Genomic DNA, 20,699 nt, shown 5'->3' with positions numbered 1-20,699 from the left:
GAAGCGGCCAGCAATGAGCCGTGTACAAATCGCGCGACATGTCTAGTTCGCTGGCGTCTTCGCGTCACGTGTAAAGCGCGGATTCCGTTGCCGGCCGGTAGGTGTCCCCAGTCGTGCTGAGCAACGTCGGGAAGCACGCGAAACCGAACACCGGATCGTAGGCCGGTTCGCCACAGATTCTCGCGCCGGCCCGCAGATATCCACGCATGAGCGCAGGCAGCTCCGGTTGGCGGTGCGGCGCCAAATCGCTCAGACAGAGCGCATCGATCACGACCGGCCGGTGCGGGCGCACCGTGTAGCAATCGGGCGCGCGGTAGTTGCGCCGCAGGTGACTCCATACGTGGTGCATCACGTTTCTGCCGCGACCGCTCGTCTCGAAAGCCGGCATCGTCACACAACCCAGGACATGGTCGTAGCCGTACCGGTACGCGTACTCGAGGACGGCCGACCACATCATCAGCACCACGGCGCCGTTCCGGTGATCGGCGCGCACCACGGCGCGCCCGAACTCGAGCATCGAGAGCCGCAGCGGTTCGAGTGCGGAGATGTCGAATGACGCTGCGGTGCAAAGATCCCCTGCCGCGATCGCCCCACCCGAGGGCAGCATCCGGCAGCAGGCCACAAGTTCGCCATGTCGATTGTCCTGGATGAGCACGTGCACGCAGTGTTCGTCGAAACGATCGGCATCGAGCCCGAAACCGGATGCGGTGCGGCCGCGTTCCTCGGCAAGCACCGCGTAGCGCAACCGCTGTGCGCCATCGATGAGATCGGGGTCTGTCGTCAACCGCACGCTGTAACGCGGCGTCGCGGTCTTCGTGGGCAGCAGAGTGGTGAGGTTGGTCATCTGATCGCTCCTTCGTCAACAGCGTTGAATCACTGTGACGCGCAGGAGCGCTCGGATATATCGGGCGATCGGAGGATCGGCCGGATGAATCTGTTGTCCCCCGATCGCCCGACAGCAGTCAGCGCAGCTACGTGTCAGCGCGACGAGCCGAACTCGGCGCTTCACGGGCCATACCGCTTGAAAAAGCAGAAACACGAAGCGATTTGTCTCCTCGATGAGGAGCCGAATCACACTCGTGCGATATGCGGAATCGGCCGTGCTCAGTCGATTCGGATGACGTAGGTACCGTCGTCGTCGCGTTCGATCTGATGGTCCAGAGCGTTGACCCAGACGGGGGTATCGCGGCGCGAGCCGAGGAACGCGGCCTGGACGGCGCCGCCCGGCTGCAGGTCGACATTCCACTCGTCGTCTTCGGCGACGATCGTCAGGATCTCGTCACCATTCGCGCGCCGGATCGAGATCACCTGGCCGTTGAGGTCCTGGTCGTCCAACTCCGCCTCATACTCTTCCAGCTCGATTTCATCAGCGATCTCGGTGTCCAGCCCGGTGGCGTCGTCATGCACGCCGACGACTGTACCTACCTCTACCTGTCGCCGCTTCGGCGACAACACGCAACCGGTCACGAAATCGCAGGTCCAGCACAGCCAACGATCTTTGCCATCCGCCACCTTCCAATCCCACAACTGCACTGATGACGACACCGGCGATAGCCAGATAGAGAGGTAGTGCACTACTCGTGAACTGGTGCAACGTTCGCCGTAGGTTTCTACTCATCAAGCGTCAGATATTCCGGCGCTGCGATCAGAGGAATCTGAAATGGCCAAGTTGACAACGTCTTCCGTGTCTTCTGGGGCCTCCGCCACGAAACGCGAGACCCGAGAACACACCGCACGCGCGAGCGGGACGCATGTACTCATCACCGAACAGGAAGTGCTGTTCGGCACCGCGGCCGCCGCTCCGTTACGGCGGCGCCGGCCCATCGACATTGTGACGAGCGCGCTGTCCTCCGCCCGGGCGCGGTGGCAGACCAGCGCCGAACGCAAGCCGATTCGCCATGATCGCCCCTCGCGGCTCGGCTACCTGGAGCACTCGCTGATGTCGCGTGAGATGGATCGACTCTGATTCTGTGAATCGCGCGAAGAAACAAAGGTTCTGGTGGGCCGAATATCGGCAGCCACTGTTCAGATGCGATGCCGTGGGTCGAAGTTCGAGAGCTTGGGATCGGGGACCTCGGCGGCGAAGTCGCTGTCGGAGAATGTGTAGCGGTACCACGGGGCGTCATCGCAGCGGCCGAGCCGCGGGCGCAGATTGCTGAAGGCTCGGTAGATGACCTGGTACGGCTGGCCGTTGTAGTGCTGCAGGATCTCCTTCCAGGTGCGGGGCGCCTCGCCGATCAGGGTCTCCATGTCAGACGTCAGTTCGGCCTCGGTCATCGCCACGACGTCGGGCGGCGGATCACCGAGGACGAAGACCGTGCTGCGGTCGAAATGCTCGCGAGAAAACTGCGGCCCCATGGGAATCGTGCAGTCCATGCCCATCTTGGACGCCGTACCCGGCGCGACGTCCGATCCGATCATCGGGTCGACGGTCATGGTGTTGCAGCCGGGGATGATGATCGTGTCGAGATGTGGCATGAATCGGAAGGCCATCGCGAACTTCACCGCGTTGTCGTCCCAGATGTCGATGTCTTCGTCGAACACCATGGCGATCTTCGGCAATGCGAGTTTGGAGCACGTCAGCATGATGCCGAGCGCCTGCTTGCCGTCGCCCGCCCCGTTGGGCTTGATCTTGGCGTAGGCGATGTTCGACAAACCGCCGAGATCGCAGCGCACTTCCTTGACGTCGATGCCGGCGAACTTGAGCGCCCCGAAGATGTCGGCCTCCAGCGCAGGCAGCTGCAGCATGTTGTCGGTGTACCACGGGTGGGTTCCACCGATCGTGGCGTGCTGGTAGATACCGCCCTTGCGGTACGTCATGGCCTTGACGACCGCGCGGTAGTTCTTTTTGATGCCACCGCCGTACATTCCGGTGAATTCGCCGTAGGGTCCCTCGTCGTGCGTCAGCCCCTCGCTGGCCATCAGTTCGCATTCGAGGACGATCTCGGCGTTGGCGGGGACGAGGACGTCGATGGTCTCGCACTTCACCAGTTTGGCGGGATGTCCGTAGAAGCTGCCGAGCACCTCGAAATCGTCGGTGTCCGGCGGTACGCCCGTCAGTGAGGCGATCTTGTCGACGGTCGGACCGCCGATCACGATGGCGACTTCCAGATTCTCGCCTTTATCTTGCGCGGCAATGGCATTCAGCCGCTGACGATGCGACGTGCACGTCATGTCGAACATCTTCTCGTTCTTCGACCGGAACATGCTGCGGTAGATGCCCCAGTCGTAGACACCGGTGTCGGGATGCTTGCTGATCACCAGGTTGTCGTTGGTGAATGCGTGACCGTCCCGGTCGTGATGCAAAAACAGCGGCAGTCGGGTCAGGTCGACCTCGTCGCCGATCAGGACGACCTCCTTACACGGTGCGGTGTCGACGATCTCGGGCTTCACACGCCCCTTGGCGAGTTCACTCATGACGAGCCCGCTGCGGCTCTTGTCGCACCCGAGCGCCCACGCGGTCTGATCCTGGTTCGAGTACGCGTTGGCCAGGAACTGGAACTCGCAGTCCTTGACGTTCTCCACCAGGACGGCCGTGAGCGGGTTGGCCTCCATGACCGCGGGCAGTTCGTCCACCCGCTTCTCTTCGGTGACGCGGACGAGCATGCCCGCCTTTTCCATGTCGTCGACGAAGTCGCGCAGGTTCTGCTGTGGCACGGCCGCCCCCTAGTCGAATGCCGGTACGGCGTCACCGGTCTCGGCATAGTCGCGCAGGTGGTGCAACAGCACGCCCCACGTCGTGTTGCACTTGCGGAAGTTTCCATGCGTGCCGGGCCAGCCCGCGTGTTGAAGCTCCAACAGCGTGCGGTCGGCGACGGGCGTGATGACGAAAGTCGCAGTGGTGCCGACTGAATCGCCGGGCCCTCGCGTGCAGCGCCAGGCCACCCGGCCCGGGGCATCCGATTGCGTGATCTCCCATCTGAACTCCGGATGGTCGGCGAAGGCGAACACCCATTCGCTGCCGACCGATCCGTCGCCCGATGCGTTCGGTGTATGCCAGCCCTTGACGCCCTCGAGTGTCGTCAGAGCCGCGAACACGCGCTCCGGAGGGGCGGAAACTTTGATCTCGTGGTCGATTTCGGGCACTGTTCTCCTACCTCGCGTCGAGTTCTGGGAATGCATAGTCACGCCATCCGGGAACGTCGGCCACCTCGACGAACTCCCGGCCGTGCTCGGCCTGCGCGGGGCCGCATGCTTCACCGGCCACCTTGACGGCCGTTCCATATGGGTAGGTCGCGTCGATGCCGAGTGCCGATCCGGTACGGCGGTCCGGTGGCAGTGTGTCGTCGAGCGTCGGATCGAGCGGCCCGCCTGGCAGGTCATCGACGATGATGACGTCGCGCGCGGGCTGCGTCCGAAAGGCCAACGCCCACTCCACCTCTCCGGAATTCTGTACGTCGATGTCCGGGTCGACCACGATGACCGTCTTCGGCCGCACGTTGGATCCCATCGCCGTCAGGATGGCGTTGCGCGCCTCGCCGGCGAATCGCGGCCGCATGGCCATCACGACTCGGAAATTCACCCCGCCGGACGGCGGAATGGCGACTCGCTCGATCGTCGGGAACGTCTTTCGCATCGAGTCGAGAAACGAGGCTTCGAACGCCAGCTGCTTGAGAACGTGGTTCTCGGTTGTCGGCTTCCCGGTGAGCAGCGCCTGGAAATACGGTTTGTCCCGATGCGTCAGCGCAAGCGGACGGGCGATCGGTTTCATCGAGCCCGGCGTGTAGTAGCCGGTGTACTCGCCGAGGGGTCCCTCGAAGACAGTGTGGTCGAAATTCACCTCGAACTCGATGACGAACTCGGCGTGCGCGGGCACTTCCAGATCGATCGCGCGGCACTTCACCAACTCGACCGGCGCACCGCGCAATCCGCCCGCAACCTCGAAATCGTTGGTGTCTTCGGGAACTTGGATGGGGCCGGTGTAGGCCAGCATCGGGTCGACACCGATTACCAGCGCCGCCCGGAAGCTCTTTTGCCCCCGCGCAGCGGCCTTCGCGAGGTTCTTTCCGAATCGGTGATTCGGCATGGCCAGAAACGACATGGTGTGCTTGTCGATGATCTCGAAGCGGTAGTGGCCGATGTCGGGTGTGCCGCTGTCCGGGTCACGGCTGACCACGATGCCGGCCGTGATGTAGGGGCCCCCGTCGTCGGGGCTGTACCTCGGCACCGGCAGCGTCGCAAGGTCGACGTCGTCGCCGAGGATGACGTTTTCGTGCACGGGCGCGTGCTCGGTGACCACGGGTGGGATGCGCTGGGCGAGTCCGTGCAGGATGTGTTCCACGACCGTGTCCTCGTCGCAGCCATAGGCAATCAGGGCTTTGGCCCGCGAGTTGTACACCCCACCGACCAACGGAAACTCGCTGCCGTTGTTCGTGAACACGATCGCCGGGCCGGCCACCGCTGCGCTCTTGCGCATGGCCTTCGCCACCTCGAGTTCGAGTGCGACGGGACGGTCGACGTCGATGAGTTCGCCCCGCGCACGCAGCGCATCGAGGAACTCCCGGAAATCCTGGTACGGCACGAGGGAGCCTCATCTCTCTGCGGGGCGAGTCCAGCGAAACCAAGAAGTACGGTGTCATCGTTGCCGAGACCTCCCGCTTCCGCGAGCCGAATCGGCAAACACGTTGCCGGACAGGGGCTTGCAGAGGCAAGCCGCAGACGTACGAGTGGCGCGACCGAATGGGTCCGGCAACGTCATCGGCGCGTTTCGAACTGACGACGACGTCAATGCCCTGCTTGTAGCGGCCATGCGGCCATCGCCTACGGTGTCTCTGCTGCATGCCGGCCGGAAGGGAGGATCTCATGGCTGAAGCCGCCATTCGTCAGCGCATCGACGACGCCGTGGGCGCCGTCCGCTCGCGCGACATCGACACGCTCACGTCCCTGTATGCGCCGGATGTCGTGTCGTTCGACCTCGGCGCACCGCTGCGGTACACCGGGCGGGACAACAAGCGACGCGCCTGGGCCGAATTCTTCGCCGCCTACGTCGGACCCATCGCCTATGACGTCCATGAGTTGAACGTCACAACACAGGGAGATGTCGCCTTCGTTCACAGCCTCAATCACGTCAGCGGGACTCTTGTGAACGGCCGCGTGACCGACATGTGGGTTCGGTGGACGGCGTGCTTCACGCGTGTCGACGGAGTTTGGCTCGTCACGCACGACCACGTGTCAGTGCCCGCACACCTCGAATTCGGCAAGGCGATGGTGAACCTGACGCCCTGATTCATCGTCTGACAGCTATCCACGTTTACATCCGGTCCGCACGGGGAACAACGGACGCCTCAGCGACGTTGCCCAAGCACCGGCCTATAGAGGGAGGATCACCAATGGCTACCGACTACGACGCGCCTCGCACCAAAGAAGCTGATGAGGTCGGCGACGAGTCACTCGAGGAACTGGCCACCCAGCGACGGGCTTCCGTCGACACGGCAGTGATCGACGAGGACGAGACCGTCGATTCGTTCGATCTGCCCGACGCGGACCTGACCGGTGAGGAACTCACCGTCCGGGTGATCCCCAAGCAGGCCGACGAGTTCACGTGCTCGAGCTGCTTCCTCGTGCAGCACCGCAACCGCCTCGCCCTGCAGCGCGGCAACGAGCAAGTCTGCGTCGACTGCGTGTGACGCGGCGGCGTCCCGCTGTCAGAAATGCCAGCGGGTTGTCGCGACGCGTTCCTGGAACGCGCTCAGAGCTTCGAGGTCCTTTTTCATCAAAGGTTTGTTGACTTTCTCGGTGAAGAAATCGATGAGCGGACCGGCGAAGAACGCGGTCATGACGGTTCCGATGCCGACCTGCCCGTGGAACGCCAGGGCCAGCGCCACGAACGTGAGGTCCTGGGCCACGCGCACCACTCGATAGGGCAGTCGCCTGTGGTCGACGATGATCGGGGCGATCGCGTCGTATGGGGAGTTGCCAAGGGCGGCGGTCATGTACATCGACGCGCCCGCGGCGAACAGCGTGATCCCGATCAGGAACATCACGGTCTGCTCCAGCCGGGTCGGCTCGCCGGGAACCAGCGGGGTCAAAAACGCTGAGAACCACTGGATGAAGTAGCCGGTCATCACCATGTTGATGACCGAACCGATCCCGATGTACATCCGGCCGAACAACAGGATCGGGATCAGCAGCACCGCATTGCTGATGAGTTGATAGGTGCCCAGGTCGAGGCCGATCGTGTTGCTGATGCCGATGTTGGCGGCGGTGTAAGGGTCGACGCCCACCTGCGCGACGCGCAACACCGCAGACCCGAATCCCAGCACGGCGACCCCCACGAACGCCCAGAAGGCGCGCCGCCAATAGTGGTTCTCCCGGTTCGCCACGTTCCCCCTTCCGACGGCAGCCTGGTGCCGACTTTGCCATGGAATGCGGGTCGATCCGGGTGGATTTCACTACGGCGCGCGAGCCGGTCGAGTCACTGGCTGTGCGCCTGCCACGCTCGGGCCGCGATCAGTTCCGGCACCAGCGTCTCGGACAACAACCGAACGTCGTCGGCGTCGTCGCCGGGATAGCGCAGCGTCAACTGCGTGCCCGGCACGTCACCGCCGACGCCTACAACGGTGCTGTTCCGCATCGTGGTCCACTCGGAAAGCTGAGCCTCCCACGGAGATCCGGCGAACACGAGCAGCCGGTAGTCGGTCGTCTTCGTCAGGTACACGTCGACGTGGCTCCAGTCGCCCGTCTCACAGCCCACCGCACCGAGCCGGGGTCCCTCACGGAGCATGAGAGCGCCCTGTTGGGCGGAGGAGAACCGGTGCGCCGGTGCCGCGAGGTGCGTGCCGGCAGGGCCCAGCAGCAGATCGGCAGCCGCTGGCCGCCAGTCCGATTCGGTGTCGAGCAGATGCGCACTCGCGGTGGCCGCCGCACTGATGGCGGCCACGAGCGGATGGCTGTCCTCGCCTGCCAGCTGGTATTCGAGGGCAAGCAGCAGCGCGAGGGTGTGCTGATAGCTGCGGCAGGCGACGCCGCCCTCCTCCTTGTCGGCCGCCAGGTCGACGACGGCACCACAACGCTCCGCGAGCACCGATCCGGGCGTGTTCGTCAGGGCGACGAAGACCGCTTCGTCGTTCACGCTTTGCATACGGTCAAGCGCGTCAAGGGTTTCCGCCGAACCCCCGGTGGCCGAGATCGCCACCACGAGCGTGCCTCTCCCCCAGGTCGGCAACAGTTGCGACGACGCGATCTCCGACACGGCGACCATCCCGCGCGTCCGCATCCGCGCTGCGGCCACCCCGCCGGCGTAGGCCGACGATCCCATGCCGAGCAGCACGACGCGCTCGACGTCCGACGGCACGACGTCTGCCCATGGATTGCCTTGTGTCAGCGTGTCGGCGAGCCGGGTGAGGGTTTCCGGTTTGCGCTGCAGGTCGGTGTAGAAGGCATCCGGATTCACGGGGCGCTCCCTTCGTCGAGCAATGCGGGCAACGCCGCGTCGGGCACATACATCCAGCGCGGTAAATGCCGTGCTGCGTAGATGATTTCACGCAGCACCTGCTGCAGGCGAAGCGCCCGCAGCGCAGCGGGATCGTAGCTCTCTGCATATCCCAGCTCGGTGAGCCGGGTGGTGTAACTGTCCAGGAGTGTGCTCCGCGTGAGCGTGTTCACCTCGGTGAGGGTGGCTCCATCGAGCTCGGTGTACTTGCGGGCGACGATCGCGACGTGGGCGAACGACTGAACCATGCCTGCGACGTCGAGCGCGGCGGGTATCGGTTTCATCCGTTCCTCGGCCGCGAGCACGGGATTGCCATCGAAGTCGGTGATCACGAACCGGCCGTCCGCCAACAGCACCTGGCCGACATGAAGGTCGCCGTGCCCTTCTATCACCGGCGTTCCGCCGAGATCGCCGAGCCCGTCGAGGATCTGCTCGATCTCCGCGCGCCGGTCGCGCAGCACCGCCCGGCAAACGGAGGCACTCAGGGACACCGCGGTTTCCAGCGTCTCGAATGCGGCGTCGCGCCATCGGGCCACCTCTGTCTGATCGGCGACCGATGCGGTACCCGCCAGCGCCGCATGGAGTTCGGCGATGAGGGCGCCCACGTCAGCCGCGGCGTCCCGGATCCGCTCTGGGCGGCCCGCCCGCGCTGCATCTGTCACGAAATCCACGGCCCAGGTCCAGCCGTCGACGGCACCGGGCAGATACTCGTCGATCGTCGCGACGAGCGTTTCGGCCCCGTCCGCGGGCTGCCAGGTCACCAGACCCCACGGAGCGGGCATGCCGCGGAAACCGGCGGCGCGCAACGCGCTGATGCGGTGGGGCGCCGGGTGCGGGCCGCTCTGGAGGTGGGTTGCCCATTTGACGACCGCGGCATCGCCGACGATGACCGACTCATTGGTCTGGTCGACCGTGATGGGCCGCTCCCCCGCGGCGCTGCGCCCGGTCCACGAAATCACCGTGAAGGCACCGCTTTTTGCTGAACCGTTCACGCTGCACAACATGTCCAGCATGGCTTCGGCGGCACCGTCGCCAGGCCGCGCGCGGCGCCAGTCGCCGTCTGGATCGCGCACTGCGGGGACGGCGGCCAGACCCTCGGGGCTGGTGGTGACGACCAACCGTCGGCCCGGTCCGAGATCGAGGTGGTCGAGGTCGATCACGCCTGGTGTTCCAGGCCGACACGCTCGATGGCGTCGGCCCCGACACGCAGCCCATCACGCGCCCGGATCGCGGCGCCGATGTCGGCCAGTTTGGCGCGTAGCTCGGTGTCGGCCAGCAGACGGTCGACCGCGTCGGTGAGTTCGGCGTCGTCGAACGCGTAGGTGTCGAGCCGTATCCCGAAACCGAGTTCATCGATGCGCTGGGCGTTTTCGTACTGGTCCCAGAACAGCGGCAACACGATGAGCGGCTTGCCGAAGTGCAGGGTTTCGGTGACAGTGTTGTTACCGCCGTGGGAGATCACCAGATCGACCTGTGGGATCACCTTCGTCTGCGGCAGCATCTGTTCACCGACCATGTTGTCGGCCAGGGTGATTCGATCGGCTTGCGGCCCCTTGCTGACGATGAAGCGGTGCCGGGTCTTACCGAGCACGTCGACGAGACGTTGCATCAGTTCCACGTCGGCTCCGCCGAGCGAACCCAGCGACAGGTAGATGAGCGCACTGTCACCGGGCCGATCGGCGATCTGCCCGGGAACGACGTACTCGTCGTCGGTCTCGCGGACACTCGAGTCCATCCGGATCCAGCTGTCATCAAGCGGGCGGGCCTGCAGATAGTCTGCCTCGGCGGGGTACACATAGAGGTTCGCGGCGTTCGCGCGAGGCATGAATTCCAGGTCGGGTAACGGGTCTGCGCCCTGCGCCTGTACCCACGCGTTGAAGTCTGTCCACATCTCCCGGTGCGTCCGATTCAGCTCGGCGCGGTAGGCCTCCCAGTGCGATGAATCCGCGCTCGGCAGGCCCGAAAACGGCGGAGGCACGCGAGGGCTGGAGATCTCAAGGGGGCTGCAAGAGACGATCCGCACGAACGGGGCACCCGCGGTGGCCAGAGCCGGAAAGAGTACGACGTTGTCCTCGACGATGACGTCGGGCTGGTGCGTGGCGATGATCTCCCGCAGCCGGGGCTCACAGTATTTGGCCCCGTCGATGAGCGCCTGATACGTGGGCTGGATGAAGGTTTCGAGTTGCTCGATCGTGGGCTTGCGGAATTCCGGTGCGGTCTCGGCGATGAACTCAGTCCAGAATTTGCCCGCGTCGTCGTCTTCGCCTCCCGCGGCAGGCTCGGCCAGATCGACCAGTTCTTCGATGAAGCCGAACGGAGCGAGCTTGCCCGCCCACGAACTCTCGGCCGCGAACACGATCCTATGGCCGCGGTCGCGCAGCACGGCTGCCAGCCCGATGCACTGATTCGTTGGCCCGTAAGCCGATTCGGGCCAGAACATGATGGTCAATGGCCGGGTGTTGGATGACGTCATGGGCAGCCCTTCATGCTCGGACGGGACGGGGAAGCGGATGGCCGGTCGCCACCCGCGCGTAGTCACAGATCAGTTCGATCGCCGCCTCGGCATCGAGGCTCGGGTGCCGCGCCACCATGCGATAGCCGTACGCATCTTCCAGTGCGACGATGTTGCGCGCGGTCGTCAGCGACGACGATGTCAGGGTGAAAACACCTTGGGCGGCACCGGTTTCCAGGATGATCTGATACATCGCCACCTGGCGGTCATAGAGCGCGGTGAGCATGACCGCGTATGCGGGGTAGCGCGCCGCCGCCCCGCCGAGCGCGCACATGAGCTTGACGTCGGGGTCGTCGGAATCGGTGGGCAAACCGGATTCGATGGTGATCACGAGCTTTCGATCAGGCTCGGCGACGCCGTCGATCGCACGCAGCCGCGCGTCATAGAACCGCTCGATGCCGGCCCGATTGGCCTCGACGAGCAGGGTCTGGATGTCGGGAAAGTGATAGAGCACCGCCCCCGGCGTCAGGCCCGCCTCCGCGGCGACCTGCTTGAGCTGGACGTCGACACCGTGCTTCATCACCGCGGTCTGCGCGGCACGCAGCAATCGCTCACGGCGTTCGGCTCGGCTCACAGGCACGCGCCCATGGTGCCAAGCTCGGCGGCTGGCCGCTGGACTTTCCTGAACTTCAGTGCAGTTTTTATCCAGGTTTTACATGTGAGCTGCGTTTAAACGGCTGCATCCGCCCTGAATCAAGGTGCAGTAGAGGCGGCCTTCGCATCGTCGCCAGCGTCCTGCGTCGCGTTCGAAGCTCTCTTGTCCTCGGCATGCTTCTTGATACCGGCGGTCACTCGGTCACTCAGGTTCTTGACGGACGCCTCGATGCGCTTCACCGCGTCCTTGACGGGAGTGGCTCGTACCGGCTTCTTCGGCGCATCGGCGGACGGCTCCGTCTCGGGAACATCGGCCACCGGTGAAACATCCGGTTCTTCAACCGCTTTGACCGGCGCTTCCGGTTCAGCCTCGGGTACGGTCTCGACCTTCTCCTCGCTCACTGCGGGGGTGTCGAGTGTGACGGTCTTTACCGGCGCGCCGAGACCGAACGTTGCGTCTACCGCGGGCGTGCTCACTTCAGATGTGCCGAACGTGGGCGGCGGTGGCGGTTCGGTCGCGAGTGCGGTGGAGATGCCGAGCTGCGCCGCCTCGATGCCATCGACGATCAAGCGGGCGCCGTCGCCGAGGGAGATCAGGAAGTTCCGGGTGCCGTCGATCGCGGCATCGACGATGTTGCCGAGGTCGAACGTGAGCACGGCGGCAACGAGATCTTGCGTGCCCTGGATGAAGGCGTTCGCGACTCCGCCGCCGGCGTCGAGGAATCCGTTGGCCACATCGATGACCGCCTGCGGCCATGCGGCTGACAGCGCTGCCTGCACCACGAGGTACTTCTGATTGCGCCAGATCGCCGAGTCCAGCAGTGGTTGTCCCACTGCGACGACGGTGTCACGGACCGCGGTCGTGAATGTGTCGAAGGCACCGACGAAGTCGAGGTTGAACAGCTCCTGGATGATTTCGACGGCGATGCCGGGTATCGCCACCACGGATTGGGCCAGCCCGATACCGGACTGCGCGAGCCCGCGCAGGTAGACCACCCAGTTTTGAGCCCAGTTGTAGAGCGCCTGCCGCACGATCGGAAACGTGAGGATGTAAGGGATGTCGATATCGGTGAGTTGAACTTCTGTCGAAATCGTGGGTGTCGCAACGTGCACATTCTCCGCCGGCCACGAGGGCGTGATCGGGGCCATCGCCACTGCGCTCGCACCGACGAACGCGACTCCGGTGGTGAGCAACGGTCGTAGCGAAACGTCCATGTCTCCAACCCCGATCCTGAGAATTTCCTGAAGGTCACGCGAACTGTAGCCTGCTGCGCTGCCGCTCGCGCGTGAAGCAGAAAATCTGTTGGCGGGCCGAACGTTATGGTTTGTGGCTCGCGAGGAACGCTTCGCAGTCGTTGGCGGACGGTATCGACTTGAATCGTTCGCCGAGCCAGCCCAGTGCGGCGACGGGGCTGGTTCCTTGGTGGGCTTGATCGGGCCAGAACGCGATCTGAACGGTGTCGCCCATCTGGCAGGCGCGGGTCAGCGCACTGTCGGTCCACGCGGCGGGGATCGCCGGATCCCGGCCACCGTAGATGATGTACATCGGGGCGTCCGTGGGGCCTTGGGGCAGGGTCGTTTTCTGTAGATAGCCGCGAATGGCGGCGAGCGCCTCCGGGGACGCCGGCTTGAGGTCATCCGGGCCGATCTGGGCGGCCAGTCCCATGCGTTCGGTTTCGTTGCAGGACATCAGCGCATCCCAGTGCTGCTCGGCGCTGCCGCGCCGGTAGTCGTCGAGTTCGAAGTCGTAGGGGTACGCGTTTTTCACCGCAGCCAGGAACGCGACGTAGATGAGTTTCTGCTCGGGGGTCAACGTGCCCGCCATGGCGGCGTCGGCGAGACCTTCGAAGTCGGCGATCGGCGACAGGCTCGCGGTGGCCATCAGTTCCATGCCGCTTCTGTAGTTGGCCACGAGTTCATTGGCCGCCCAGGCCGCCTGTCCTCCTTGGTAATTGCCCAACGCGGCCCACGACGTCGAGGCTTCGGGGACCATCGTCAAAGCCGCCCGCACACCGTCGATGATGACGTAACCGGCCGTGGTGGAATCCAGATAAGGGTGATAAATGTCCTTGCCGTCCGACGGCTTTCCCAGCCCTTGATAGTCGGGTACGAACACCACGAAGCCGGCCTTCAACAACTCCTGCACGGTCCCGGAGTTGCCGCCCAGGTTCGGTGAGAGGGATGCAGCGCAATCGGCGGCCGTGCCGTTGACCTCAGGCGCCAGCGCCACGACGGGAAACCCGCCGTCGGGTGCGTTTCCCTTCGGGACGAACACCGAGCCGGTGACATGGGTGTTGTCATCGTCGATTCCGGAGCGCGACCGATACGTCATACCCCTGGCCGACGAGGCCGCATCACGCAGCGCCTGGTCGAGATGGTCCAGCGGCGCTTCTGCGACGACGGTTCCCGCGCCGGGCTCGCCTTGTGCGGTGTCGGACGCGTCCCCGGAGCCTCCGCCGCAGCCGGCGACGAGGAAGATGACCGACAACAGCGCCAGGACTCGAACCATCTCTTGCGTCTCCAACGTTGGCTTGTGTGCGAGTTCTCACCACAATCTCGCACACAAGCCAACGTTCGGCGTCAGACTGACCCGAGTTCTCTGGCCGCAATCCCGAAAATCTCGTCAGCGCAGCCGATCGCGACGAAGTGACCCGCGCCCTCGACGGGATGCCAGATGGCCCCGGGCATGTGGTCGGCCACCGCCCGATTGATGGGATCGGGAACCATTCGATCGTCGAGGCCCTGCCAGATATGTACCGGCCGGTCGATCTGCGCCACATCGAAAGCCCAGCGTCGGTACAGCAGTTCGGCGTCGCGTACCAGCCCCGCACTGCCCTGTGCGAAGCACTCGGCCAGTTCGTCGACGAACACGGATTCGTTCTCCGGCTGAAGCAGGATCTGCCGGTCGTAGTCGTTGACGGCGGCACGCGTCTGCTTGACGAAGCTCGCGCCAAAGTGCTTGGCGGTCAGGCCAAGACCGGCGTACATCAATCGAAACCCGGGCTTGAACCGCAGCGCGAGAGTCGCGCCCAAGGCATCGATCTTCGACAGATACTGCGCCGCCGAATTGTCACCGAATGCCCCGTAACTGCCGGGCGCGATGCTCGTGACATGTCGCAGGCGCGTGGGGTCGATGTAGGCGGCCGCGGCAAGAGCCCACGGACCACCCTCCGACCAACCGGTCACGCCGAATTCCCGATAACCCATCGCGTCGGCGATGCTGGTCAGGTCGTCGGCCCAGCCGGCATACGTGCGCGCCTTCTGGGGCGTGGACCCGCCCATACCCGGCCGGTCGACGCAGATCAGCCGGAGGCGGTTCGTGGTTGCCGCTTCCGCGAAGAACTGCGCCTCGTACCTGCTGCCCGGACCGCCGTGGTTGTGAATGACGAGCGGGCCCTGCGGATCGCCGACTTCGGCGTACGTGAGCTTGCGGCCGTCTGTGGTCGTCACCGATTGGGCCACCTCGGCCACCTCTCGTGTGCGCGGTGACGGAGCCGCTCACGACTACTTCGGCGTGATGGTCTCTGCGAACGTCCCGTCACCGTGGTTCAACCACGTGATCGTGCCATGCTGGAACTCGCTGATCCAGCCCCCGTTGGCGACGTCCGGCCCGCCGGCCGTTTCCGCCTCGTCGGTGGTGGGGAAACCCAACTGGCCTGCCGGTCCGCCGTTTTCGGTATAGACCCGCAAGATCTCACCCTGCACCACATGGGCGCCGGTCGAGGGCGACGAGTAGATCGTGCCGTTGGCGAAAGCCTGAACCGTGCCATCGCCCACCTTCTCCGGCTGCGCCGTCGGGAGACCCAGGGTGGCCTCGCCGCCCGCCTTCGCGAACGCCTCGGCGGTGGGGCCGTCAAGTGTCACCTCACCGACACCGGGCGCGTTGATGGTGCTGAGCGCGCCGCCGATGGCCGACGACACCGCGCTCGATGCCGAGCTTGCCCCCGATTCCACTGCGCTCGTGCCGGCATCGACGGCCGACGACGCGGCACTCGATGCACTGGACAGCGTGTCCTTGGTGGCATCTTCTGCTTGCGAGCATGCGACGGCAGCTGCGCCGGAGATGGCTAAAGCTGCAGCTACCGCACCTGTGCGTTTCATCAGCTTTGCGTTCATTTGCCGAACGTAACACCGAGGCCCGCGCTTCGTCAGCACCTGACCGAACACTTGGGACAACAAGCCCAAATCTGGGATTCCGCGCGAAAAGTCCGACGCGATACCTCAGACAAGTAGTTTGCTAGCCGCATGCAGCGGCCCTCACCAGGCGTTTACCAGCGAACGACGAATCACTTCAATTCGTGGTTGGTCGCCAGGACCGCAGCGTGCGCAAGAGCGTGTTCTTCTTGTACAGATGCTCTTCCATGCGGTCGAGAATGCCCGCCAGCGTCTGCACGGCGTCGACGATGTAGGGCCCCTTGTTGAGCATCACGCACTCTGCTCGGACACCCATCGACGCATCGCTGACCTCCGAGCGCGCCGGTTGGCCCTTCTTGGCCAGCTGCTCCAACACCTGGGTCGCCCAGATCACCGGCAGATGCGCGGCCTCACACAACCACAGCATCTCCTCCTGCAGTTCGGCCATGCGTTCGTAGCCGACCTCGACGGCCAGATCGCCGCGCGCGATCATCACGCCGACCTTGCGCCGCGCCATTGCCGCCATGACCAGCTGAGGCAGGTTCTCGAAGGCCGGCCGTGTCTCGATCTTGAGTACGACGCCCAGGTGGTCGGCGCCGATCCGATCCAGTTCGGCGAACAGCTTGTCGATGTCGTCGGCGGTCCGTACGAACGAAAACTCCACCACGTCAGCCACTTCGGCAACCGTGCCGAGGTCCTCGATGTCCTTGTCGGTCAGCGCCGAGATCGGCAGTTCGGTGTCGGGGACGTTGATTCCTTTGCCGGCCTTTAATTTTGCCGAGTTCAGCGCCGGGTGGTCGATCCGTACCTCGAGGACATCAGGCTTGGCTTCCACAATGGTGCCTGCGAGCTTGCCGTCGTCGAACAGCACCCGCTCCCCCTTCTCCGCGCGCTCGAAGACCTCGGGCAGCGTGCAGCCGATCCACGGATCGTCGGTCTCTACCGGGGCGGGCGAGCAGTCGCGGGCCACCCGCAGGACATCGCCGCGCTGCAGGCGCAGCGCGCCGTCCTCGGGCTCCAGCGGGCCGGTGCGCAGCTTCGGTCCGGCGAGATCCATCGCGATCACGCACGACTCGCCGGCCTTGCGCACGTGCGCAGCCATTTCGCGCCACGCGGCAGCGTCGTCATGCGCGCAGTTGATGCGAGCGACGTTCATGCCGTTGTCGACGAGGTCGGCGATGAGTTGCGGGTCATCGGCCGCCTCCGACGGCAACGTCACCATGATGCGGACACTGCGCTCCGCGGGCGATGGTCCCAACAGTTCGGCCGCGTTGTGCATGAGGAGTTCGGCGCCTTCCCCGACACGCACGACGACGTCGTCGGGCGGCACATAAGAAGCACCCGCAATCGACTTGAGCGCAGCCGAGACGAGTTTCAGCGTCGCCTGCACATGCGCCTCACTGCGACCCAGTGACGACAGACCCAACTCCGCGAGCCGGCCCTGCAGGTCCCGTAGGTCGGATTGCCTGATCGCCCAGTAGTGCGCGAGGTTGACGGCGCTGCGTCGATGCTCGGGCACGGTCCGTTCGATCCACGACGCCCACTGGCGCTCGGCGTCGTCGAGCCGGCCGAGCAGCGCGTCGATGTCGCGTTGCAGTTCATCGAGATCGACGTTGGTGTCGGAGGCCATGGTGGTTGATTGCCCTGACCGTGGATGCTCAAACGGAGCCCGCCGTGCAGTCTGTGAGGGCATTCACTTTTGGGCTCGCCGCAGGTGGGTTATGCGGTCAAACGTGGAATTCGACACCCAACGTCAGCGCGCTCTGGCCGATCGCGTCGGACCGGCCATCCAAGTGCCCGCTACCAGCAACGAAAACGCACGTCTGCGCTCGGTGAAGGCGCAGGTGAAGGAGAAGACCAACGTCGACCTGCGCGACGACGTCGTGCTCGCGTGGTTACGGCGTCGTGAGCAGCCGTAGCCGGCCGCGCGCTATGACAGCTTCGTCAAGGTGAATGACCACGGATCGCTTCGCTCCGCGGGGCCACATGCGCTGGCTTCCGTATCGGCAAATCCGCTGCCTTCCAATGTTGCGGCGTCCCATGAGAGGGTGCGGGTGCCGGTCATCGGAACGCCGTCGCACGTCCCCGCATCGGGCCACGGGCTCACCATCGTCCACCGCCCGCTGTCCAACCGGGCCTGGCCTCCGTATGGTTCCCACCCCGCGCCACCGGTTGCGGCCACTTCGGCGCATCCCGGCCCGCACGACGTCACGGTCCAGGTGCTCCACGTCGATGGCCCGCCCACGTCATAGCGGTAGGAACCGGCGAAATCGTCCGCCGCGGCGGCCGGGCTTGCGAAACCCACTGCCGCTGCGGCCAGAACCGTCGCCGGGAGCACGCCCAGAACAACCCTCAACTTCGCCCTCCTGAGTTGGCGTCGACCCACATCCCCACAGATGCGCGGCATGAGCATTGCATGTGCCGTGCCCTACCCCCTAGTGGCAGTCAGAACTTCCAAGGTGACGGGTTCTGTGAAGAGTCCGCTCGGGTCGATCGCGAGCAACGTGTCGGTTATCGCCTGCTCGAAGGCAGCTTGCCGTTCCCCGAGTAGCCGGCGAAGCGGCAGCGAGGTCGAGTAGAGGTATCCGATGGCTTGTTCGATGGTCCATGGACGGTCGTATTCATAGGTGGTGCGGTCGAATGCCGGAAACGGTGAGCGGGCCAGGATCGCCTCATGGGGTTCCGGGGTGCCGGCGGGGGTCCTGAGTGTTTCGGGCGGAAGGAAGCGGCTCTGGAGGTCCTCGATAGCTTGTTGCCATCGGGTCGTTGGGCGAACGAGGCAGCCGTCGTTGGCGATCACCAGGCCACCGTCGTCGTCGACCATTCTGTCGAGGTCGGCGAGGACCTGTTCGCGGTTCATCCAATGGAATGAGCGGCCCATGGTCACCAGTTTGAATCGTCGGAGGCCGTCGGGCAGATCGTTCGAACTGCCTTGTGCCCAGGCCACATTGGTGACGCCGGCTGTCTGGGCTTGTCTGGCCGCTTCGGCGAGCATCTCCGGCTCGGGATCCATGCCGACTGCTTGCGCGACATGCTCGGCGAGTGGGAGCGTCAGCTGGCCGGTCCCGCAGCCGAGGTCGAGGAGTCGGCCCGTTCCGTCCAAGGAGAACCGGGCGACGATGCTGTCGAAGAACCGCTTCGGGTAACCGGGCCGGTATTGCGCGTAATGCCAAGCGGTTCCAGCGAACAGGCCGCGGCCTGGTGAATCAGTCACACCGTCGCCTCATCATTTTCGCCACAGCGCTCGCGCGGCCGCGACAACCACCGATCCCCCGACGCTCAACGCGAACACCGCGACCACCACGTGGCGGGGGCGATCGGTGTCGACGAACGCCCATAACTGCAGACTGCCTGCGACCAGAGCCAGGACGCCGAACGCCAGTCCGGCGAATGCGAGACGCCTGTCTGCCATGCCCACAAGTGTAGGTCGGCTCGCGTCCGGGCCATGGAATTGGTTGTGGGAGAACAGCTTCTTACCGCTGCAACGGCGCCCTGACACCGAGAGCTATGGTGGGAATGGCGATTGGAGGCCATATGACGCAACTCGACCGCACCGGCGCTGCCACCACCGTGACCGAACACCCCGACCGGTTCACGATCGAGGTTGAGGGCCGCTCGGTGGGACTCGCCGACTACCACGACCGAGACGGCCGCCGGATCTTTCCGCACACCGAGGTCCTGCCGCAGTACCGGGGCCGCGGACTCGCGACGATCCTCATCGCCGAGGCCCTGCGTTCCACGCGTGCCGCCGGCCTGCGGGTAGTGCCGCAGTGCCGGATGGTGGCCGAATATATCGACAAACATCCGGAGTACGCCGACATCACCGATGACCGGTGAGCGTTGAGATTGCCGTCACGGCTGCGATTCCCGCAGAAGCGCAGCCCTGACGGCAATCTCAACGCAGAACGTCAGCGGCTGACGAGCGTGAAGATCGCTTCGGTGAGCCGATCGAGATAGTCATCGTCAGCGTCGACCTGCATGACCGACTGGCGCCAATAGAGCGCTCCCCCGACCATGTCGAGTGCGACCTCGAGGTCGACATCGTCGGCGATCTCGCCACGCCGTCTGGCGCGTTCGAAGAGTTGAACCGCTTTGAGCCGCCGAGGTTCTCGGATCTGGGCGGCGATCGTGGCGGCGTATTCGGGATCGCGGGCGGCCTCGGCGAGCAGGTCCGGGATGATCGTGCGGGCCAGCCGATGCGTGAGCGCCGCACGGCCATTGGCGAGATACGCCCTGATGTCCCCGCGCAAGGTTCCGGTGTCGGGGACGTCGATCGCCGCGACAGCGACCTTGGTCACGAGGTCGGCGGCCAAGTCCTGTTTCGATTTCCAGCGGCGGTAGATCGCGGCCTTACCGACGCCGGCGCGCTTGGCCACGGCATCGACGGAAAGTCTGCCGTAACCGACGGATGCCAGTTCCTCGAAGAACGCCGACTCGATCGCTGCGGTCACGTCATCGAGGAGGACGGGACCGCCCGACGTCCGTCGCGCTGGTGTGGCCACGCCCCGATTGTACGAGACGGAACGGTTGCGTTCCGTTAAAGTCACGCCTACTCTAAACGAGACGATGCAGTTCCGTTTCGTTGAGGAGACACCATGAAGTTCCTGTTCGACGACGAGTCGTTCTCGTTTGAGACACTGCGCGCGGCCGGCTACGCGAACGCCGGCGGTGCCGATCTGGGCGAGATCCTGGTGACCGCGCGCGCCATCCCCGAGGGCGACGAGGCGGCATGGCATCGGGAATGGAAGGCAACCGCGCAGCGCGTCGAGGCGCTCGGCCGTCAATCCTTGGCCGCCGGCCGCGCGGTCAGCGCGCGTGAGGCGCTGCTGCGGGCTTCGAATTACTACCGCACCGCCGAGTTCTATCTCCGCGAGAATCCCGCCCACGATCCTGAGGCAAAGGAGTTGTTCGCGCGTTCGCGCGAGACCTTCCTGGACGCAATGCCGTTGTTCGACTTCGGTTTCGAGCGCATCGCCATCCCCTACCAGGACACCGCGCTGCCGGGTTTACCTCTATCGGGCCGATGAC

At 64.9% G+C, this 20,699-nt stretch carries 25 protein-coding genes; 6 read left to right on the top strand and 19 right to left on the bottom strand.

The genetic code is table 11. From position 1 onward, the window contains the following. Window positions 1-64: 64 nt before the first annotated feature. Both ACOI2T_RS08215 and ACOI2T_RS08210 read right to left on the bottom strand, forming a co-directional pair. Window positions 65-844: a GNAT family N-acetyltransferase gene (locus tag ACOI2T_RS08215; RefSeq protein ID WP_409503339.1), complete on the bottom strand. Its 780-nt coding sequence runs from the start codon at window positions 842-844 to the stop codon at window positions 65-67. A 260-nt stretch (window positions 845-1,104) separates the two neighbouring features. Further along, window positions 1,105-1,407, bottom strand: coding sequence for a hypothetical protein (locus ACOI2T_RS08210; RefSeq protein ID WP_421876248.1), 303 nt, complete (start codon window positions 1,405-1,407; stop codon window positions 1,105-1,107). Window positions 1,408-1,660: 253 nt separating this feature from the next. On the opposite strand from ACOI2T_RS08210, the gene ACOI2T_RS08205 reads away from it, so the two are divergent. Then, window positions 1,661-1,966, top strand: coding sequence for a hypothetical protein (locus ACOI2T_RS08205; RefSeq protein WP_409503341.1), 306 nt, complete (start codon window positions 1,661-1,663; stop codon window positions 1,964-1,966). 59 nt (window positions 1,967-2,025) lie between these two features. Here the strand turns inward: ACOI2T_RS08205 and ACOI2T_RS08200 are convergent, their stop codons facing one another. From ACOI2T_RS08200 to ACOI2T_RS08190, 3 genes are read right to left on the bottom strand one after another with little or no spacing between them, the layout of a single operon-like run. After that, entirely contained in the window at window positions 2,026-3,657 is a 1,632-nt protein-coding gene (locus tag ACOI2T_RS08200) for a UbiD family decarboxylase (protein WP_409503342.1), read from the bottom strand. A gap of 9 nt (window positions 3,658-3,666) precedes the next feature. After that, entirely contained in the window at window positions 3,667-4,086 is a 420-nt protein-coding gene (locus ACOI2T_RS08195) for an SRPBCC family protein (protein ID WP_409503343.1), read from the bottom strand. Between the two features lie 7 nt (window positions 4,087-4,093). After that, complete coding sequence (locus tag ACOI2T_RS08190) at window positions 4,094-5,521, bottom strand: UbiD family decarboxylase (RefSeq protein ID WP_409503344.1); 1,428 nt, start codon at window positions 5,519-5,521, stop codon at window positions 4,094-4,096. 281 nt (window positions 5,522-5,802) lie between these two features. Here ACOI2T_RS08190 and ACOI2T_RS08185 point away from each other — a divergent pair, with 281 nt between their 5' ends. Together ACOI2T_RS08185 and ACOI2T_RS08180 are read left to right on the top strand one after the other, a co-directional pair. Then, window positions 5,803-6,225 carry a YybH family protein gene (locus ACOI2T_RS08185; RefSeq protein WP_409503345.1) on the top strand — a complete coding sequence of 141 codons (423 nt, stop codon included), beginning with the start codon at window positions 5,803-5,805 and terminating at the stop codon, window positions 6,223-6,225. Between the two features lie 104 nt (window positions 6,226-6,329). Beyond that, the gene (locus ACOI2T_RS08180) at window positions 6,330-6,626 is read left to right on the top strand and encodes a DUF4193 domain-containing protein (RefSeq protein ID WP_067844532.1); all 297 of its coding nucleotides are present in this window, start codon (window positions 6,330-6,332) and stop codon (window positions 6,624-6,626) included. Between the two features lie 18 nt (window positions 6,627-6,644). Here the strand turns inward: ACOI2T_RS08180 and ACOI2T_RS08175 are convergent, their stop codons facing one another. The 10 genes from ACOI2T_RS08175 to ACOI2T_RS08130 form a co-directional block, all read right to left on the bottom strand. Next, window positions 6,645-7,322 carry a YczE/YyaS/YitT family protein gene (locus ACOI2T_RS08175; RefSeq protein ID WP_409503346.1) on the bottom strand — a complete coding sequence of 226 codons (678 nt, stop codon included), beginning with the start codon at window positions 7,320-7,322 and terminating at the stop codon, window positions 6,645-6,647. 92 nt (window positions 7,323-7,414) lie between these two features. After that, window positions 7,415-8,392, bottom strand: coding sequence for an SIS domain-containing protein (locus ACOI2T_RS08170; protein ID WP_409503347.1), 978 nt, complete (start codon window positions 8,390-8,392; stop codon window positions 7,415-7,417). Beyond that, window positions 8,389-9,591, bottom strand: a complete 1,203-nt coding sequence (locus ACOI2T_RS08165; protein ID WP_409503348.1) for a glucosamine kinase — start codon at window positions 9,589-9,591, stop codon at window positions 8,389-8,391. Before ACOI2T_RS08165 ends, ACOI2T_RS08170 begins: the two co-directional genes overlap by 4 nt. After that, window positions 9,588-10,904 carry a glycosyltransferase gene (locus ACOI2T_RS08160; RefSeq protein ID WP_409503349.1) on the bottom strand — a complete coding sequence of 439 codons (1,317 nt, stop codon included), beginning with the start codon at window positions 10,902-10,904 and terminating at the stop codon, window positions 9,588-9,590. The genes ACOI2T_RS08165 and ACOI2T_RS08160 overlap by 4 nt, the downstream gene beginning before the upstream one ends. A gap of 10 nt (window positions 10,905-10,914) precedes the next feature. Then, window positions 10,915-11,523, bottom strand: a complete 609-nt coding sequence (locus ACOI2T_RS08155) for a TetR/AcrR family transcriptional regulator (protein WP_409503350.1) — start codon at window positions 11,521-11,523, stop codon at window positions 10,915-10,917. Window positions 11,524-11,636: 113 nt separating this feature from the next. Beyond that, window positions 11,637-12,752 carry a hypothetical protein gene (locus ACOI2T_RS08150; protein WP_409503351.1) on the bottom strand — a complete coding sequence of 372 codons (1,116 nt, stop codon included), beginning with the start codon at window positions 12,750-12,752 and terminating at the stop codon, window positions 11,637-11,639. A gap of 103 nt (window positions 12,753-12,855) precedes the next feature. Next, a complete protein-coding gene (locus ACOI2T_RS08145) occupies window positions 12,856-14,046 on the bottom strand; it encodes a lipase family protein (protein WP_409503352.1) in 1,191 nt (396 codons plus the stop codon). A gap of 71 nt (window positions 14,047-14,117) precedes the next feature. Beyond that, window positions 14,118-14,987 (bottom strand): alpha/beta fold hydrolase, encoded by an 870-nt coding sequence (locus tag ACOI2T_RS08140; RefSeq protein WP_409503353.1) that lies wholly within the window; start codon window positions 14,985-14,987, stop codon window positions 14,118-14,120. Between the two features lie 54 nt (window positions 14,988-15,041). Further along, on the bottom strand, window positions 15,042-15,653 hold the full coding sequence (locus ACOI2T_RS08135) for an LGFP repeat-containing protein (protein ID WP_409503354.1): 612 nt from the start codon (window positions 15,651-15,653) through the stop codon (window positions 15,042-15,044). Window positions 15,654-15,828: 175 nt separating this feature from the next. After that, entirely contained in the window at window positions 15,829-17,301 is a 1,473-nt protein-coding gene (locus ACOI2T_RS08130; protein ID WP_409503355.1) for a pyruvate kinase, read from the bottom strand. A 91-nt stretch (window positions 17,302-17,392) separates the two neighbouring features. Here ACOI2T_RS08130 and ACOI2T_RS08125 point away from each other — a divergent pair, with 91 nt between their 5' ends. After that, on the top strand, window positions 17,393-17,590 hold the full coding sequence (locus ACOI2T_RS08125) for a hypothetical protein (RefSeq protein WP_409503356.1): 198 nt from the start codon (window positions 17,393-17,395) through the stop codon (window positions 17,588-17,590). An 11-nt stretch (window positions 17,591-17,601) separates the two neighbouring features. Here the strand turns inward: ACOI2T_RS08125 and ACOI2T_RS08120 are convergent, their stop codons facing one another. The 3 genes from ACOI2T_RS08120 to ACOI2T_RS08110 all read right to left on the bottom strand — a co-directional run bounded on the left by ACOI2T_RS08120 (window position 17,602) and on the right by ACOI2T_RS08110 (window position 19,083). Next, window positions 17,602-18,027 carry a hypothetical protein gene (locus ACOI2T_RS08120; protein WP_409503357.1) on the bottom strand — a complete coding sequence of 142 codons (426 nt, stop codon included), beginning with the start codon at window positions 18,025-18,027 and terminating at the stop codon, window positions 17,602-17,604. Window positions 18,028-18,099: 72 nt separating this feature from the next. Beyond that, window positions 18,100-18,885, bottom strand: a complete 786-nt coding sequence (locus ACOI2T_RS08115; protein ID WP_409503358.1) for a class I SAM-dependent methyltransferase — start codon at window positions 18,883-18,885, stop codon at window positions 18,100-18,102. A 12-nt stretch (window positions 18,886-18,897) separates the two neighbouring features. Next, the gene (locus ACOI2T_RS08110) at window positions 18,898-19,083 is read right to left on the bottom strand and encodes a hypothetical protein (protein ID WP_409503359.1); all 186 of its coding nucleotides are present in this window, start codon (window positions 19,081-19,083) and stop codon (window positions 18,898-18,900) included. Window positions 19,084-19,205: 122 nt separating this feature from the next. On the opposite strand from ACOI2T_RS08110, the gene ACOI2T_RS08105 reads away from it, so the two are divergent. Beyond that, window positions 19,206-19,508, top strand: coding sequence for a GNAT family N-acetyltransferase (locus ACOI2T_RS08105; RefSeq protein WP_409503360.1), 303 nt, complete (start codon window positions 19,206-19,208; stop codon window positions 19,506-19,508). Window positions 19,509-19,579: 71 nt separating this feature from the next. Here the strand turns inward: ACOI2T_RS08105 and ACOI2T_RS08100 are convergent, their stop codons facing one another. Beyond that, entirely contained in the window at window positions 19,580-20,173 is a 594-nt protein-coding gene (locus ACOI2T_RS08100) for a TetR/AcrR family transcriptional regulator (RefSeq protein ID WP_409503361.1), read from the bottom strand. A 93-nt stretch (window positions 20,174-20,266) separates the two neighbouring features. On the opposite strand from ACOI2T_RS08100, the gene ACOI2T_RS08095 reads away from it, so the two are divergent. Continuing rightward, the gene (locus ACOI2T_RS08095; RefSeq protein WP_409503362.1) at window positions 20,267-20,698 is read left to right on the top strand and encodes a hypothetical protein; all 432 of its coding nucleotides are present in this window, start codon (window positions 20,267-20,269) and stop codon (window positions 20,696-20,698) included. The last annotated feature ends 1 nt before the right edge of the window (window position 20,699 follow it).

The organism is Mycolicibacterium wolinskyi str. Jessa 2025 (assembly GCF_049241375.1).
In the GTDB taxonomy this organism is placed as follows: Bacteria; Actinomycetota; Actinomycetes; order Mycobacteriales; family Mycobacteriaceae; genus Mycobacterium; species Mycobacterium wolinskyi.
This window is presented reverse-complemented; position numbering and strand designations above follow the sequence as displayed.

What these genes read in the sequence shown, in the direction of transcription:
- ACOI2T_RS08125 (WP_409503356.1), top strand. Translation starts at nt 17,393, where the DNA reads ATGCGGTCAAACGTGGAATTCGACACCCAACGTCAGCGCGCTCTGGCC.
- ACOI2T_RS08205 (WP_409503341.1), top strand. Translation starts at nt 1,661, where the DNA reads ATGGCCAAGTTGACAACGTCTTCCGTGTCTTCTGGGGCCTCCGCCACG.
- ACOI2T_RS08160 (WP_409503349.1), bottom strand. Translation starts at nt 10,904, where the DNA reads ATGACGTCATCCAACACCCGGCCATTGACCATCATGTTCTGGCCCGAA.
- ACOI2T_RS08130 (WP_409503355.1), bottom strand. Translation starts at nt 17,301, where the DNA reads ATGGCCTCCGACACCAACGTCGATCTCGATGAACTGCAACGCGACATC.
- ACOI2T_RS08150 (WP_409503351.1), bottom strand. Translation starts at nt 12,752, where the DNA reads ATGGACGTTTCGCTACGACCGTTGCTCACCACCGGAGTCGCGTTCGTC.
- ACOI2T_RS08145 (WP_409503352.1), bottom strand. Translation starts at nt 14,046, where the DNA reads ATGGTTCGAGTCCTGGCGCTGTTGTCGGTCATCTTCCTCGTCGCCGGC.
- ACOI2T_RS08180 (WP_067844532.1), top strand. Translation starts at nt 6,330, where the DNA reads ATGGCTACCGACTACGACGCGCCTCGCACCAAAGAAGCTGATGAGGTC.
- ACOI2T_RS08110 (WP_409503359.1), bottom strand. Translation starts at nt 19,083, where the DNA reads ATGGCAGACAGGCGTCTCGCATTCGCCGGACTGGCGTTCGGCGTCCTG.
- ACOI2T_RS08105 (WP_409503360.1), top strand. Translation starts at nt 19,206, where the DNA reads ATGACGCAACTCGACCGCACCGGCGCTGCCACCACCGTGACCGAACAC.
- ACOI2T_RS08135 (WP_409503354.1), bottom strand. Translation starts at nt 15,653, where the DNA reads ATGAACGCAAAGCTGATGAAACGCACAGGTGCGGTAGCTGCAGCTTTA.
- ACOI2T_RS08095 (WP_409503362.1), top strand. Translation starts at nt 20,267, where the DNA reads ATGAAGTTCCTGTTCGACGACGAGTCGTTCTCGTTTGAGACACTGCGC.
- ACOI2T_RS08185 (WP_409503345.1), top strand. Translation starts at nt 5,803, where the DNA reads ATGGCTGAAGCCGCCATTCGTCAGCGCATCGACGACGCCGTGGGCGCC.
- ACOI2T_RS08215 (WP_409503339.1), bottom strand. Translation starts at nt 844, where the DNA reads ATGACCAACCTCACCACTCTGCTGCCCACGAAGACCGCGACGCCGCGT.